Origin of the sequence: Modestobacter sp. VKM Ac-2983 (assembly GCF_026967885.1) — a bacterium.
In the GTDB taxonomy this organism is placed as follows: domain Bacteria; phylum Actinomycetota; class Actinomycetes; order Mycobacteriales; family Geodermatophilaceae; genus Modestobacter.
Genome location: NZ_JAPVBK010000002.1, coordinates 88,101 through 104,009 on the forward strand (window position 1 = coordinate 88,101; position 15,909 = coordinate 104,009).

4 protein-coding genes are annotated in these 15,909 nt (G+C 69.0%); all 4 read right to left on the minus strand.

Translation table 11 applies throughout. The features are described 5' to 3' along the window. Positions 1-25: 25 nt before the first annotated feature. The 4 genes from O2W18_RS06985 to O2W18_RS07000 all read right to left on the minus strand — a co-directional run bounded on the left by O2W18_RS06985 (position 26) and on the right by O2W18_RS07000 (position 15,830). A complete protein-coding gene (locus O2W18_RS06985; RefSeq protein ID WP_269186824.1) occupies positions 26-2,116 on the minus strand; it encodes a 3'-5' exonuclease in 2,091 nt (696 codons plus the stop codon). Then, complete coding sequence (locus O2W18_RS06990) at positions 2,116-8,253, minus strand: DEAD/DEAH box helicase (RefSeq protein ID WP_269186825.1); 6,138 nt, start codon at positions 8,251-8,253, stop codon at positions 2,116-2,118. The genes O2W18_RS06985 and O2W18_RS06990 overlap by 1 nt, the downstream gene beginning before the upstream one ends. A gap of 138 nt (positions 8,254-8,391) precedes the next feature. Then, on the minus strand, positions 8,392-12,978 hold the full coding sequence (locus O2W18_RS06995) for a DNA methyltransferase (protein WP_269186826.1): 4,587 nt from the start codon (positions 12,976-12,978) through the stop codon (positions 8,392-8,394). Continuing rightward, positions 12,978-15,830 carry an SNF2-related protein gene (locus O2W18_RS07000; RefSeq protein WP_269186828.1) on the minus strand — a complete coding sequence of 951 codons (2,853 nt, stop codon included), beginning with the start codon at positions 15,828-15,830 and terminating at the stop codon, positions 12,978-12,980. Before O2W18_RS07000 ends, O2W18_RS06995 begins: the two co-directional genes overlap by 1 nt. Positions 15,831-15,909: the final 79 nt, after the last annotated feature.

The window sequence follows — 15,909 nt, forward strand, 5'->3', positions numbered from 1 at the left end:
CGAGGCGAGTGGAGGACTGAGGCCGCTATGCCGCGGCCGTCTCCGGTAGGAAGGGGGAGGGGATGCCGCTCCAGGTCACGACGAGCTCGTCACGAGCTCGGCTGCAGGCCACGTAGAGCAGGGACCGTTCCTTGGCCAGTGCCGTCTCCTTGTCCGGTTCGGGCGCCTGCTCCAGCAGGAACCTCAACGGGACGACGCTCGACTCCACCCCGAACACCACGACTCGAGAGAACTCCATGCCCTTCGCTCGATGCATCGTCGTGATGACGACGGCCGACCGGGTCGACTGTTGGGTGCTACCGAGGACCTCTACCGGCAGACCGGCGGACTGTAATGCCTGCCGTGCGCGTTCTTGATCCGCCTGACGCCGAACAAGGACTCCGATGGAGCTGGGAGCGACGTCTCCTGTGATCCAGCTCTTCACCGTCTGCACGAGGTGGTCGGTCTCCTCGACCTGCGAGGCGAACCCGCGGCTCGTCGGCCTGGGACCGTCGAAGGCAGCCCGGTAGCCGGCCACGGTTTCTGCTTCGCCTTCCGAGTCGACGATGTCGGCACCCGAGATCACACCCAGAGCGAAGCGGAGGTTCTGTCGCGACGACCTGTAGTTCAGCGTGAGGCGGCGGGAGCGTCCGCGGGTCTCGATCCCGTACCGGCTGAGGACCAGGCGTTCGCCGTAGATCCGCTGGTGCGCGTCCTCACAGATGAAAAGGTCGTTCGGTCCCGGGGCCACGAGGGCCCGGAGGAATCGCCAGTGGCCCGCGTGAAGATCCTGGCCTTCGTCCACGACGACGTGGTCATAACGCTCCTGCGCCACCTCGGCGGCGCGGGCCGTGAGCAGCTCGAAAGTCGTCGAGCGCTCGGCCCGGAGCCCGCGTTGGAACTCCTCCACGACACGCCAGACAGCCGTGCGCTGAACCCGATTGAGCCGAACAGCACGACCTGGCCGTTTGGCGGACAAGTAGTTCTCTCGTGAGAGCGACGGCATGCCGAGCATGACGGCCCGGAACTCCGCTGCCATGAAATCCGGCGTCAGGACGGGCACCAGGTCGGGCGGAACATCGGCCGATGCGACGGCGTCGGCCCACAGACGCTCCTGCAGCTTGGCGTCGGCGAGGCGCGGTACATCACGGTCCTTCTCCCGCACCGTCCGGTTGACGGCCTGGTCGACGCCCAGCACGTCGATCCGAGGCAGGGACTCCGGGGACGCAAGCCTTCGCAACTGCGATTCGAGGGCGCCCGCCAGAGTCCGGTTGTAGGTGCAGAGCAGAACCCGGACCCCCGGCTGTTGCGCGAGGTAGGCGGCTCGATGCAGGGCGACAACGGTCTTGCCCGTACCGGCGCCGCCGGCCAGGCGGAAAGGCCCGTTGTAGACAGGCCGCTCCGCGAGGACACGCTGCTGCGGGTGGAGGAAGGTGCGCCACTCCTCGAAGTCACCTTCGATCATGCGCCGCAGCTCGTCGTCGTCCTGGATGGTCACGAATTCCATCCGGGTCACGGGCCGCTGCAGGGACTGCTCGGGGTCGTCCGTCGGCTCGTCGCCGATGCCGTAGTCGGATCGGACGTCCTCGAGGCTCTTGCCGGTCGCCAGATCCAACAGGGCCTGCTGCTGCCACTCGGGGATGTCTTCGACAAGGGCGAGGAGCTCGTCCTCACTGGCCACCCGGACGGCTTGCTCCGCGATGTCGTTGCGGATGCCGACGTCGACCAGCTCGACGGCGCTGAAGGGGAGGACCTGCGGCGCATCGAGGGGGCGCGGCCTTCCCCGGAACTCCTGGACGACGCGCTGGATCGCTTGCTCGGCGATGAGCTCCATCGCGCCGTTGGCGGCGTTGATCTCGAGACGGACAGAGCCGGCGTACTCGTAGGCCGCGTCGTGGGGCTTGATGGCTGCCATGACCAGCATGTCGTTGGGCAGCGCGAACAGCACGGCTCGGTAGTTCTGGTCGACCCGTGCGGTGCGGACGCGTCGGTCAACGAGGTTCTGGGGCATCTTGAGGTCGAGTCCGACAGCGTCGGGGTCGTTGTTCAGCTTCATCATGAAGTCCCAGGCACGGGCCTTCATGGAGCCGTCGACACGTAGGTCCTTCTCGTACTGCTTGGCGATGACGACGGTCATCAGGACTCCTCTTTCCCACGGGTGAAAGCGGCCAGGACCTGCTTCACGTCGACCGGGACGACGGTCCACCCCTGCTCGATCAACCAGTCGTCGCGGTCTGGCTCGTCGTCGGCTGCGACGGCCACCCGGGCGTCCGGCCAGGCCAGGTCCACGACGTACTCGCCGTCCGACAGCTCCAGGCCGGCTTCCGGTACGGGAACGCCGGTCGTGGCCAGTTCCCGGAGGAGGTCTGCGATGGCGCCCTCGAAGGTCGAGGCGACTTCCCGCCATGCCGGACTCATGGCCACCGGGACGGGAACGGTGGCATCGGCGGGGAGCGCCCCGATGCTCCTCGACTGGAAGGCCGACGGCTCGAGGAACTGCAGGACGTTGCCGAGCGACAGCCAGTCCCGCCAGGCGGTGAGGTGGCCGTCGGTTCCGACGACGCCATCCCGGTCGTCGACGGCCAGGACGGCTCGTACATCGGTCAGGCCGCGCAGGTCGATCCCCAGCGCGGCGCCTCCGGCGGTCCGCCCCACCAGCACCTGGTGCGGTCCCGGCGGGGCGGTGAGCGGCTCGCCGAGCATGTCGGCACGGAGGATCGCTGGGAGTGCCGCTCCTTCGGTCTGAATGGCGCCGGTCCAGAAGCCCGTCGTCAGCGCGAACACGGCCGCTCGCGCCGCAGGTGCCCACCTCGCGGGGGCCGGTCGCAGCAGGAAGGCGCAGAGGACCGAGACGGGATCGGTGAGGACCGCAGTGGCGTGCACGTCCCCCGCCTGACAGAGCTGGACGCCGTACTCCGACGTCTTCGTGGCCACCTCGGGCGTCACCCAACCCGGGCGCGCAGCCCCGGTGCTGTCCAGGGCCGCCTCGAACGCGTCGAGGTCACGATGGGTCAGCGCCCACACCAGGACGCCCTGCTCGCGGAGCTCATGACGCTTCACCGCGTCGTCCGCGACCCGGTTGCAGTCGGAATGTGCGTGGTACCGCACCCCGTCGCAGAACACGGCGATCGTCGGCACGTCGGGGTCGTCGGTGACGAGGTCGAAGTCGGGCTTCACGAAGCCGTGGTTCACCTGCGGTGTGAGCTTCCAACGCAGCCCGCCCAGCGCTGCCGGGAAGACCAGGTCCGCGCGGTCCCCGAAGCTGGTGGCCTGGGTGGTCACCGACGCGCCCTGGGACCTCGCCCAGCGGATGAGCAGCTGACGGAAGCGACGCTCGATGGGCGTGTCGTGCGGGCCGACCTCGATGTCGCGCAGCGACGGGATCTCCCGGGGGACCCAGTCGCGGAGAACGTCGACGAGCAGCTCGACGGCGCGGTCACGGCGGGCGAACTCGGCCATGTGCGGGGGGACGTGCGGCAGCAGGCAGCGGTGGCAGGCGGCGACGTCGTCGTCACGGCACGAGCACGTCTGCAGCGCGTCGAGCGCGGCCTGCAGCAGGCGCTGGACCTCCTCCGGTTCGCCGAAGCGGGCGAGGTACCCGGTGCCGCCCGGGACGGTGTCGTGCAGGACCATGGCCCACCGCTCGACCGAGCCGGGTGCGGGGTCCACGGCGGTGACGACGTCGAGGTGGTCGGGATCTCCGCCCAGGACCTCGCGCAGGCCCAGGAGCAGCGCTGCGCGGAAGGACGTGAGGAGCGTCCGGTCCACCAGGACGACCGGGGGGACCAGGAGGCGCACCGCCTGGGTCCGCAGTGTGTGGGTCAGGACGACGTTCGTCCAGCCGTCGGCTCGAGGCGACCGACGCTGGGAGCACCACCCGCGGTGACGCGCCTCAGCGGCGCTGTTCACCCCGCGCTGCGCCGCCCAGACGACCCCGCAGGAGGTGCATGCCTCGAATCGGGGCGCGGCCTCCTCGGTCCCTGCGATCCGCAGTGAGGCCCCGTTGCGCGCCGACGGCCCCACGTTGATCCACCGGATGTCGGCACGACGCAGGACCTCGACGCCGAATTGGAAGTCCTCGAGGCCCCAGGCGACGGCGATGTCGGCAGGGTCCGCGTCCACGGTCGTGATCACCGTGAACGACGTCCGGCGACGGTCGTCGCTGTCCTCGTCCCGCTGAGCGAGCTCTCTGGACGCATAGGCGGAGGCCTTGCGGAAGGGCAGGGTGCGGACGATCTGGCCGGTGTCCGCGGCCGCGGGGTCGTCACAGCGGGGGCAGGCGGTGACGACCGTGCTGGCCGGTGCCGACCAGCCGCAGGAGGGGCAGTAGCGCCGGTCCTCGGTCGCCGGGTTGCGACTGCTGCCCAGGTCCACCCCGTCGATCTCCACCGACGTCCCGCGGACGTAGAAGGTCGCGCCGGGAGCGAGTTCGCTGAGGGCGGTGCGACTTCCCCGGACGTACGTGTCGTCGCTGCGCTCGGCGGCTCCGGACTCCTCGTCCGTCCACCACAGGGCCACGTCCAGGTGGGTCGAGTCGTCGAGCAGGGCGTAGTTGGGCAGCAAGCCGACTGCCTCGAGGACGCTGATCCAGTACGACGTCCGCTGTTCGGACAGCGTCCGACGGATCGCGGCCAGTTCCCCGAGCGTGCGCTTGCGGTCGCGCTTCTGCGCGTCGTCGAGGGACGGCAGCTCGTCCATGCGATCGGCTTCCGTCTGCAGGGCCTTCTTCCTGCTGTCCAGCTCTGCGACGTCCGCCATCCAGGTCTTGCAGGCGAGTTCGACCGCGCGCTCGATCTCGGGGACCTCGGCTCCCGTGTCGACGCCGGCCCAGCGACGCAGGTCCTCGGCGGTCTCCTTGGAGACGGCATCGCCGAACCCGTGCAGGAACTCGGTGACGTAGTCCTCGGCGTGTGCCCGCGCGTCCGCGATGAGCTGACCCAGGTAGGACGTGGGGGCGAGTCCGCCAGCGAAGACGTCCATCGCCCGCCGGATCGGGCGGGGCTGTTCCGAGCGCGCCTGTCGGTCGATGAGGGAGGCGAGGTACTGACGGCGGAGGATCTCCACGGCGTCCAGGTAGCAGGCCGGTGGGACGACCTCGCCGGCGATCATGGTGAGCGGGTCCACCAGTCGCTGGAGCTCGAGCGGGCGAGCAGGGAGCAGGGACAGGACGAGCGAGCTGCCGGTGAGCCGGCCTGCTCGGCCGACCCGTTGCAGGTACGAGGCGGTCGATCGCGGCATCGACGTCAGAGCCACCATGGTCAGGTCGCCGATGTCGATGCCGAGTTCGAGCGTCGGCGTGCAGGTGAGCACGTTCGGGTCGCTGGCCCCCTGCGTCGGCTGCTTGAAGCGCTTCTCCAGCAGGACCCGCTCGTCCGCTTGGAGGAGCGACGTGTGTTCCTGGGCGACGATCCGACGTACGCGACCGGCGCGGTACAGGTCCCGGTAGTAGTCCGGCTCGAGCGTCGCGACCGCGTGGGCGCCCGGGCAGGCCACGCGCATGCAGGGCGCACCGTCGAGCTCGGCCAGGATCTCGTCCGGTGCCGGGACGTCGCTCGAGCAGACCGTGCAACGGAGGACTCCAGGTCGCCGGCCCTCGGTTCGGCGCACGTGTACCCGCGACGAGGGAAGCTTCCACACCCGGTTCTTGCCGTCCGTCTGGACGACGGTGAGCACGCCCGCGGACGTGCACGCGTCGAGGAGGGCTCGCACGTAACGGGGTGCATCGACGGTCGGCACGCCCAGCGCTCGCGCCGTCCACCGGGCATACCAGCCCTTCGGGCCAGTCACGGTGTCGAAGGCCTCGGACGCGGCGGCCGTGGTGGGGAAGCTCGGCGCCGGTCGTCCGCGCGGGAACGCGGGCATGCCCTCTCGACGGGGTCGTCCGCCCCAAATGCTGTAGCGATCCCCGCCCGAGGCGGCGTACTTGTCCAGCCAGTCGTGGTCGATGCCGCCCTGGAGTCGGATGCGCTCGAGAATTCCGCGGGCCCATCGGACGGTCGCCGGCCCACCTCGACCGCCCAGTTCCAGCTGGACGGTGAGCGCGTCGTCCTCCAGGGCCGTCTGCACGGGGAGCCCCTCGACGGTCTCGAGGACGGCGTCCACCAGGTCGGACATCGACTCGACATGGACGTGAGCCGTCGCGGCGCCGGTCAGTTCGAGTGTGCGGCCGACCCGGGCCGAGAGGCCGAACTCCAGCGCCGCGGCGAAACCCATGAGCTTCGCGACGGCTGCGACGACCTCGCCGACCGGCTCCTCCTGCCAGTAACGGCGGAAGGTGGCGTGCTCCTTCAGGTCCGGGGGCAGGACGGCGTAACGCTCCTCCGAGGTGCGCGCTGCTGCCGTGAGGTTGTCACCCACGCGATCGAGCGTGCAGCCGTCCGGTCCGATGGCGCGGAGCAGCAGCGAGCGCCTGTTCAACACGTAGGCGCGCGACTCGATGAACGAGGCGCGGTGGGAGGCGTCCTGAACGCTGTCGGTGAAGACGAGCGTCTTCTTCTGGGCGGGCTCGATGTCGGGACTGGCGAACACGTGCCCGAGCGCCGCGGAGGTGAGCGTGGCAACGCTGGACCCCAGGAAGCGAATGCCGTCGTCCAGCCCACAGAGCGGGCACCGGTCCTTCCGCGCCGCATCGTCGTCCGGGGTCACGATGACGGGTACCTCAGTGGTGTGCCGCCCTGTCGAGGTGCGGGACAGCTCCCCGGTGTCGCCGTCGACCCACTGGACGCGGGGGTCCCCGGCCGCTCCCTCGCCGGGGGCGAAGATCCATGCCCGCTGCAGCCGCCGCTCGGTCATCGAGCTGCGCCAGACGGTATCGGGGTTGATGCCGTAGCCGCCCGCCGCCTTGGCGGCGGCCCCCCAACCGGAGCGACCGCAGTGGCGACAGAAGAGCGCGGCCATGGCATGGCCGTGCACGGGGGCCACGCCCTCGAACCACTCGAAGCGCGGCGCGACGTCGAGCCGGCGGAGAACCCGGCGCACCTCTCGCACCCACAACTGCACGTCCACGGCGAGCAACGGGCGGCCGTTTTCGTCCCGGGCCTCGCTCAACATCGCCAGGTAGGCCGAGACAGCTGCGCGGGCCTCGCGGGGACGTGCAGCCCAGCCGGGCTCGATCTCGGCGGCGACGTCCGCCAGGTGACGGGCGTCGGCGGCCGCCGTCACCAGACGACGGGTCAGGGGGTGCGCGCGGAGCAGTGCGCCCAGCGCGCGTTCGTCCGCGGCGACCGCACCCAGGAAGACGTGCTGTGCCGCCTCCACGACCTCCTTGTGGGACGTGCAGAGTGCGAGGGCTTCGGCGACCTGGTCGAGGAGGGGGACGGACCCCCGGGGCCCGGTTGCCCATTCCTCCGCGGTGAGCCGGTTCTCGCCCACCACCGATTTGGCGGGGAAGGCGGTCCCGAAGACCGTCTCCGCGAAGTCGCGGAGTGCCTGGGTGTTGCCTGCACTGTTCCCCAGCGTCGCCGAGGTCGCGACGGGGGCGATGCCCGTCAGGGGGCCGTCGATCCCGGTGGTGCCGATGGCCATGCCGAGACGACGCAGCAGCATGGCGACGTCGGTGCCCTGGGCGCCGTCGTACGTGTGGAACTCGTCCAGGACCAGGTAGCGCAGCGAGTGGCCGGCGCCCTCGAACAGCGGTCGGTCCTCGCTCCTAAGCAGGAGCATGTCGAGCATCTTGTAGTTGGTGAGCAGGATGTCCGGCGGATTGCTGCGCAGCTCGTAGCGGTTGCCGATGACCGAGCCCTCGGACATGGCCGAGGAGTCGGGGGAGTCTCCTGTGTAGAGCCCCACCCGGACACCGCCGAGCTCGTCGGGGTGGTCGTGCACCAAGCCAGCGACCCGTCGGGCCTGGTCGTTGGCGAGGGCGTTCATGGGGTAGAGCACCACCGCCTTGATGCCCCGGACGTGGCTGTTGCGCCGGCAGTGGTCGAGGAGCGGGACGAGAAAGCTCTCGGTCTTTCCGGATCCCGTGCCCGTGGTGACGAGGGTCGGCTGCGGCGGGTGGTGCAGGGACGACAGTCGTTGCCAGGCCTCAGCCTGGTGGCGGTGCGGGGCGAAGCCGCGCGGTACGAAGCCGAGCAGGTCCTGCCAACCGTCCTCCGCCGGTCGGAAGGGCAACCGCAGTCGGACGAACGGGCCTCGGAAGACGCCGTGCTCCTCGTCCGCGATGAAGCGCTCCAGCTCGGCGCGGACGTCCTCGTCAGCGAGCGCAAACGTGGTGCCCAGAAAGCTCGTGAGCGAAGCGCGCAGCTCCTCAGCGACCAATGACGGCAGCATGACCTTCCCCGTTCCATGTCACGGCGCCCACACTATGCGTGAGAACTACGCCCTCTTGGTAGCTGTCGCCCGGTGGAGTCCCCGGTTCCGGCGATGCGACCGGGCGATCCGACGTTGGCGCGCTGGACCCGGCATGTCTCATCGTTCCGCGAGCCGCCGGGAGAACTCGGCGTGGGCGATGGTCATCTCCGCCCCCCGGTCCACGCCCGTGAAGGGCAGTTCATATCGGCCGAGGTCTGCGCGGTCGCCCTTCTTGGCGTACTCCTTGAGTACCTCACCGGGCACCTGCCGGCCGTTCGCGTCCATCTGCATGACGCGCTCGTACTTGCGCAGCACGCCGAACTGGGTCCGGTAGATGGCGCAGAGCTCCTCGGCGGTGATCCCGAGCATCAGCGCGGCTAGCGCGTCGATCTCGACCAACGCCTGCCGACGCTCCGCGTTCCGTCGGAGTGGCGTGGCCATTGACCACTGCTTCTCGACGGCGCCCATCGGTGCGGCGGGCAACGCGCGGGTCCATGCGTCCTGCTGCCAGGTCGGTTCGAAAAGCTCGTCCCAAAGCGGCGCGTAGTCACCGGTTAGACAATTCAAGCGTAGCGCCCGAAGTATCAGTTCTGGCATTAGGGCGTGCTCGCTCGGCTGTGGGAATCTTGCGGCGAAGTGCGCCTGAATATGGCCACTGCCACTAACCTTCACCAAAAAGTCAACAACGAGAGAACTCCACATTCCGGACGCGATAGCTAGGTCCCGCAGAGACTCGGTCGTCAGGCTGTGTACGACGTGTACATGGGTAGGGCCAGGCGGAATCAGTGCGGCAATGAGTGTTCGAACATTGGCCGAATTCGCCATCTGTCGCCAGGCGAGTCGAAAGAACTCGTTGCTTGGCTTGCCGCTCCACCTGGGATAGCCAGCGGAGTACTGCTCCGCTGGTTTCTGACGCTGGTAATTCGTTCGAGGGATGGCCCGCTCTGGCAGCGTCTCGAGGTCCCAGGCTGAGTAGTCCTTATTGCTTTTCATCGTGGGATTCGGCTGCTTGGCTAATGGTGTGTTAACCGCGAAGTGTGGCCCCTGAAGGATGACGTCTGCCCAGCGCTCCGGGACGGCCGACTCGCCCCGAAAGAAGCCAGCCTGTCGGTCGATAGTCTCGTTCCAGCCAGTGGTCCAGGTGAAGTTGGTCGCGCTGAACCGTGGGGCATGCGCAAGCTTGTCGAGCACCCGCTGGCTCGATTCCGTGATCGGGTAAAGCATGCGCGCCTCTTCGGGAGCTGTGCCTGGCTCGTCAATGAGCGCAGCCCAGCTCTCCAGGGTGGTTGCGCTAACAGGGATAATCCTGCGGGCGTGGGGACGCGTATCCCACTGATTTTCGTCGTTCTTCGCTCCAGGCTCGGGTCCGGTTCCGTCGTGGCGCAGCGAGCCAGTTATCGTGTCCGGGTGACAAATCACCGCCGCGTTTTGAAAGTGCGGGTCTCGAGGCCAGCCGTAGACAGCAACCCCGTATTCGATGGTGTTATGAATCTCGAATAGGCCAAGCTCGTTGCGGAATTGCCAGTGGCGACGGAGGCGACGATAGGTCTGCTGACGCAACCCGCCAGCACGAGCTTCGGTAAAGTGTGACTCGGGATGAATTAGCCCGACAATGCCATGCGGTGCCATCGACCGCCAGGTGCGGTCCATGAAGCAGCGGTATAGATCCGGGCGAAGCCCGGTAAGGAGAGGGCGGTCTAAAGCACTACCGAGGTGCTCGCTCAGCCCAGCCAAGGCGGCTCGGGCATCCAGGTAGAGGGCGGCCTCGGCGGGAGCGGCCAGCACGGCCGCTCGACGGTCTCGCACCGCAGCGACCGATGGCTTGTCGGCCAGGCCGAACCAGGCGTCGGCTTCCGCCAACGTGAGCGCGTCATCCCAATCCGGACGCACCCAAGGCGGGTTCCCCAGCTGAAGGTCGAATCCGCCGCCACGGGCGAACACCGGACCGAAGGTCAGCTCCCAGTGGAAGAAGCCCTCCCGCCGTCCGATCTCCTCGCAGACGCGCAGCCACGGGTGCTCGTCGAGGACTCGGGCGACCGTGCGCGACTGGCTCCAGGCGCGGTCGTCGTGCTCGGCGACGTCCAGGTCGTCCCAGCTTTCGACGTCGGCGAACATGCCCCGGCCGGCCTTTGCCTCCGACTTGCTGACAGTGCCGAGCAGCATCTCCAGCGCACGCAACCACTGCTCGCGGGTCGGCGGCGCCACGTCCGTGGTCACCGGCCAACTCCACAGTGCGGCCCAGGCGTCCATCACCCGGTGCAGCCGCTGGTAGACACCGTCCGGGTCAGTGAGGACTGCCTCGATCTGCTCGCGCTGCACCGCGCCCGTCCCGGAGGGCAGATCGTCGGCACCCCACACGTTGATATGCCGCTTGACCTCGGCCTCGGCTATCTCCAGTCGGCGCAGGGATAGGCCCCACAACACCTCGACCCGCTGGGCCAACGCGGCCAGCCGCTTCTGCTCCTCCCTCGACAGCGCCGCGGTGACCTTCTTGCGCCAGTCCACAAGCTTGGCCCGGGCGTCGGGAGCGAGCTCCCTCGCCTCCTTGGCGTCGGCGACGGCTCCCCATCCCGTGGCGGGCAGCAAAAAGTGGTGCACCTCGCCGGCCTCGATCGGTGTCTCCAGCCGCCTGGCCGCGGGCACCGTGCTGAGCCAGGCCCTCTTGTCGAGCTCCTTCTGCGTGTACACCTCGCGGCGGGTACCGATGAGGGAGTTGCCTCGGCGCAGGTGCAGGCCGAACCACGGGGCTCGCAGGCCTGGGTGCATGGAATCAAGCCAGAGAGTGATCTCGGCCAGTTCGACGGCGGTCGCGTTGAGGTCGACGCCGTAGCACTGATGGAGCGCGATGTGCGCCTTCACCTTCTGCAGCTCGGCAGGGTGATCCTCGGCGGGGATCCGGGTACCGAGCTCGGCCTGACGTCGGCGGAGGTACTGGTCGGCCAGCTGGCGAACGGCCTCCACCATGAAGGCGCCGGAGCCCAGCGCCGGCTCACAGATCGTCAGCGACAGGATGTCCGCAGCGGGCGTCGTTCTGCCGTCCTGGTCGAGCAGCTCGGCCAGTGAGTGGCTCACCACCAGCTGGGTGAGCGATTCCGGCGTGTAGTAGCTGGCGCTCCGCTGCCGGTCGTAGCCGGACAGGCGGAAGACGAAGTTGCCGGGGGCATACGTGACACGACGGAGCACGCCCGTCTCCGGATCGGTCACCTGCACGAACCAGGACTCGTCGAAACCCTCGGTCGCGGACTGCGGCACGACCCAGGAGCCCTTGCTGCGGTCACCGTCCTTCGCGACCTCTACGGAAGGCACCGTGGCGATCGAACCTGTGTAGGACATCAGCCCCTCGTAGACGGCGCCGAGCTGGTTGATACCGAGCTGGGCGTACGACACGAAGCCGCGGTCGCGTCCCTTTCGCTTCTTGCTGAGGAGCAGCCGGCTCAGCACCTGCTGCAGGCAGCGGTTGCCGAGGCCGACCCCGTCGATCAGGGTGACAGCGTCGTCCGAGAAGAGGTCTGCGCGGAGCGCCTCGAAACGCAGCTCGCCGCTGTCGTCCGTCGGCGCCTCCGCCAGCGTCTGGGTGCCCGCCCCGTCCAAGATCTCGGGTGGGTAGCCCTCGTTGACGAGGCAGAAGAGAGTGGCGAGCGACTCGTAGAAGTGGCGTCCGTTCTGCGCGCTCTCCGAGGTGAGTTCGGTCAGGACGAGTTCGCGCAGGCGGTCGAGTCCGTACCCCTCGGAGTACTCGGGCGCTCCGGTGGGCAGCACGCCCAGCTCCGGGCGCGCCTCCGCATAGAGCAGGAACAGAACGCGATAGAGGTAGCGCAGGCACTGGCGTGTGAGGTCGCGGGCCAGGTCGGGCACGTCATCGGGTAGGTCGTCGAGACGCCGGCGGCGCAGGACGTCGGTGGCAAGGAGCTCGATGGACTCTCGGATGCCGTCGCGGAGGTCCTGCGAGACGCCGATAGCGTGCTTGACCGACTCCTCGAGCAGGGTCAGCAGGAGCGACGATCCGTCGTCCCCTGGCATGAGGGTGTCCGCGGACAGCAGTGCCGCTGCCAGCTCCAGTTCCCCTGCTGCTCGGGTGTCTCGGCGGTCGCACACGGTGGCGAGGTCGACGGCCAGCCATCGCCCCTCCGGCCAGCTGCCCCGCTCGGCCAACAGAAGCCAGGCTCCGGCGGTCACCAGCACCAGGGCGGGCGGTTCCTCGCACTGGAACACCTCGCTGACGGCGGTGACCGTGGCCTCGACGGTCGTCGGGCCGAGCCGGGCCGGGGTGAGCAGCCGACCCTTGCCCTCTGCGTCGAGCAGGTCCTCGACCGTGCCGGCGTCGTGTGCCTGGAGGATCAGAAGAGGGGTGCCCTCGGGAGCCCCGAGCGCTACGGCGGCGACGGCCAGCTCCGCGCCGCCCCGTTCACCCACCCACGTGCCTTCGTCGCCCGGCAGCTGAAGCGCAGTCCGGATGGACGCGTGCAGTCGGCGCAGGCCGTCGGGGTCATCACGATCCATCGCGGCACGTTCGCGGAGACGTGCCAGGTCGACGCCGAAGTTGCTGGCCAGCGCGAGCAGACCGGAGCGAGGTGTGGTCTTCCTATGCTCCTCGCGCTCCTTCCACGCCGCTCGAAGCGACCTGACCGTCACCGGGAACTGCTCGGCCAGCCAGTGCTCGGAGACGAGATCGTTGCCGACCACGATGCTGTCGAAGCCGGACATCACTGGCCTTCCTTCCGGGGGAGCAGGAGGAGCAGCACGCGGACCATCGGATCCGGACGGGCGGCGAGGCTCTCTGCCAGCTGGTTCGCATCTCGGCGGATGCGCTCGATGTCGCGTCGCGACTTGGTTGCCTGCGCCGGGGTCCGCGTGGAGGCGAGCGCCTCGGCCTGCTCGCTCCAACCTTCGATGCGCTCCTTCGCCTGCTCGATCGGCTCGACGACCGCAGCGACCCGCAGGTCATGCAGGGTCTGCATCCAGCGGCGCATCTGCGACACGGCGGCCGGGACCAGTGGCTGGTGACGCAGCAGGTCGATCTCGGCGCCGGTGTTGGCGCTCGCTCTCGTGAAGCCCGAGTCGTCCAGCAGCGTGGCGACGTCCTCCACGACCATCGGCTCGGCGGCGCCGTCGTGGAACTCCTGGGCCACGATGCTGCGGAGGACGACCTGGCCTCGGTGGTTGCTGAGGGTGCCGAGCGTGATCGCGGTCGGTACCTGCACGTCGGCAAGCGCAACGGGGACGTGGTTGCGGCCGAGCTGTGAGAGTGCGCGGTCCACGGCCCAGTCGAGCACCGGGTGCAGCGGCGAGAGGTAGTGCGCCGTCGGCCACTGAGTCGTCTCACCGGCACGGGCGAGGCGCAGCGACTCCTCGGCCGCCGTGCGGGTGGTCGCGAGCAGAAGTCGATCCCGGACCTTGCGCTCGGAAAGGTAGCTCTGCGGCAGCGCGGTGAGTCGGGTCATAAGGTCGGCCGGGGGAACCAATTCGGCCACGCCCTCGTCATCGTGCTCGCGCCATCCGACGCCGCCCGCCTCCGGTGACGCCGCGGGCGCCTTGAACGCCTCGTGCAGCGCTTCCCGGAGGAAGTCGACCTCGCTGGCGAACAACCCCCGCTCCTCCCATTCCGGGACAGTGGGAGGGGTGGCAGCGGCCGCAGAGTTGAGGAACTCGAGCACCGCGAGCCCCGAGACCGCAGGGGTCAGCTGTGCGGGCTCGGGCACCACCTCGTCCAGGTCCAGGCCCTCGGCAAGAGCTTTGCGAATCGCTGCTTCCTCGCGGTCGACGTCGTGGAGGTCGAGGAGGCTCGCGGCGTCTCCGAGCGCCGTGTGTGCGGCGTGCTCCTTGTCGAGAAGCCTGGTGATGACGCGCACGTCGCCGCTGAAACGCTCGTCGGACGTCGTGAGGGCCAGGGCGGTGATCTGCGGTGGGTGGACCTGTCCGTAGCGGTCGATACGGCCGTTGCGCTGTTCGATCCGGATGAGGCTCCACGGGATGTCGACGTGGACGAGGTGGTGACACTGCTTGTGCAGGTTCACCCCCTCACTGGCGACGTCGCCGGTCAGGAGGACGCGAATGGGAGAGCCGGAGCGACCGAACGCGTCGACGACCTCGAGCTGCTCGGTGTCCTGCATCGCACCATGCAGGACTGCGAAGGCCTCGTCCGGCAACTTGAGCGCCGCGGGCAGGGTGCGCCTGAGCCAGTGCAGCGTGGCGAGCCGCTCGGTGAAGAGGACCACGCGGATGTCGCTCCCACGCCGGATGCCGATGGACCGGAGGTGGGTCAGCAGGGCATCGAGCTTGGCCGAGCCTTGGCCCTCCGCCACCTCGGCCAGTTCGGCGAGCCGTGCCAGAGCCGAGCCTTCGGCGGTGTGGCTCTCTCCCTTGTCGGCCAGGGTCTTCTGCCGGTTCTGCACCGTCTCCAGCAGCGCGGCCGGTGACGAGAGGAATGCCTTCGCCAGCGTCCAGGGGAACAGGTGACGCCCCTGGCCCGTCACGGGCGCTGCCCCCTCGCGGGGATGGAGCCAGACCTCCGACAGTTCCGTGGCGAGCGCGTCCTCGGCGGGGGAGGCCACGACCGGGAGGAGCTGCGGCACCGGCCGCGCGGCCCAGGTGGTGTTCACCTCGCGCGCCACTTCCGGTGAGTTGCGGTGGCGTCGGATGAAGAGGCTCTGGATGTCGCGCAGGTCGTAGTCGGACCGGTCGACGATGGCCGTGGGGTCGAGCAGGTTGACCAGGTTGGCGAAGGACTCGGCGTCCCCGTTGTGGGGAGTGGCCGACGCCAGGATGAGTGCCTCGGTGTTCGGAGCGACGGTTCGCGCGAGCTGGCTGTTCAACGTCGACGACCGGGCCAGGTTGTGGGCCTCGTCGATGACCACGACGTCCCAGTGGTGGTGCTCGAGGTGGGTGCGGTACCTGGCCGACTTCAGCGTGTCGATCGAGACAATCACCTTCGGGAAGAAGGTGAAGGGGTTCCGGCTCGCCGGCAGCTGCTGACGCACCTTGGCGATGCCCTCGGAGTCGAGACGCACCAGCGGAATGGCGAAGCGGGTCCACAGCTCGAACTGCATCTGCTCGAGCACGTGCCGGGGTGTCACGACGAGGACCCGGTCTGCGCGACCGCGACGCTGCAGCTCGGCCAGCGTCATGCCGATCTCGAGTGTCTTGCCCAACCCGACGGCGTCCGCGATGAGCAGGCGGGGGCGGAGTCGTCTCGGGTCCAACGCCTTCTGAACGGCCTGACGCTGGTACTCGTTCGTGTCGAGGAGCATGTGCTGCGCCACGGTGAGACCCGGCTCGTGCAGCGGAACCGGCGTCTTGCGGCGGACGGCCTCGACCCACAGTCGGCTGCGCCGGAAGTTGGGGGAGGTGTCCTGGACCAGCTCCGCCTTCGCTGGATCGAGCTGGTCGATCTTGTCCAGACTGTCGAAGAAGGTCGCCGTGGTGCCGCGGACGAGCTCGGTCCGACCGGCGCAGCGGACCTTCCAGCCGTCACCGGCGCGCTCGCTGGAGGAGACGACCCACTCCTCGTCTCGTACGACGACGACGCTTCCCGCTGGATGTGTCTGGCCGACCGACATGGCCCTCCCTCGTGGCGCTGAGCCTCAGCCCGGCGACTCTATGTGAGGCGTCGAGGGCGTGCGGTGGCTCGGGGCCCAT

What these genes read in the sequence shown, in the direction of transcription:
- O2W18_RS07000 (WP_269186828.1), bottom strand. Translation starts at nt 15,830, where the DNA reads ATGTCGGTCGGCCAGACACATCCAGCGGGAAGCGTCGTCGTCGTACGA.
- O2W18_RS06990 (WP_269186825.1), bottom strand. Translation starts at nt 8,253, where the DNA reads ATGCTGCCGTCATTGGTCGCTGAGGAGCTGCGCGCTTCGCTCACGAGC.
- O2W18_RS06985 (WP_269186824.1), bottom strand. Translation starts at nt 2,116, where the DNA reads ATGACCGTCGTCATCGCCAAGCAGTACGAGAAGGACCTACGTGTCGAC.
- O2W18_RS06995 (WP_269186826.1), bottom strand. Translation starts at nt 12,978, where the DNA reads ATGTCCGGCTTCGACAGCATCGTGGTCGGCAACGATCTCGTCTCCGAG.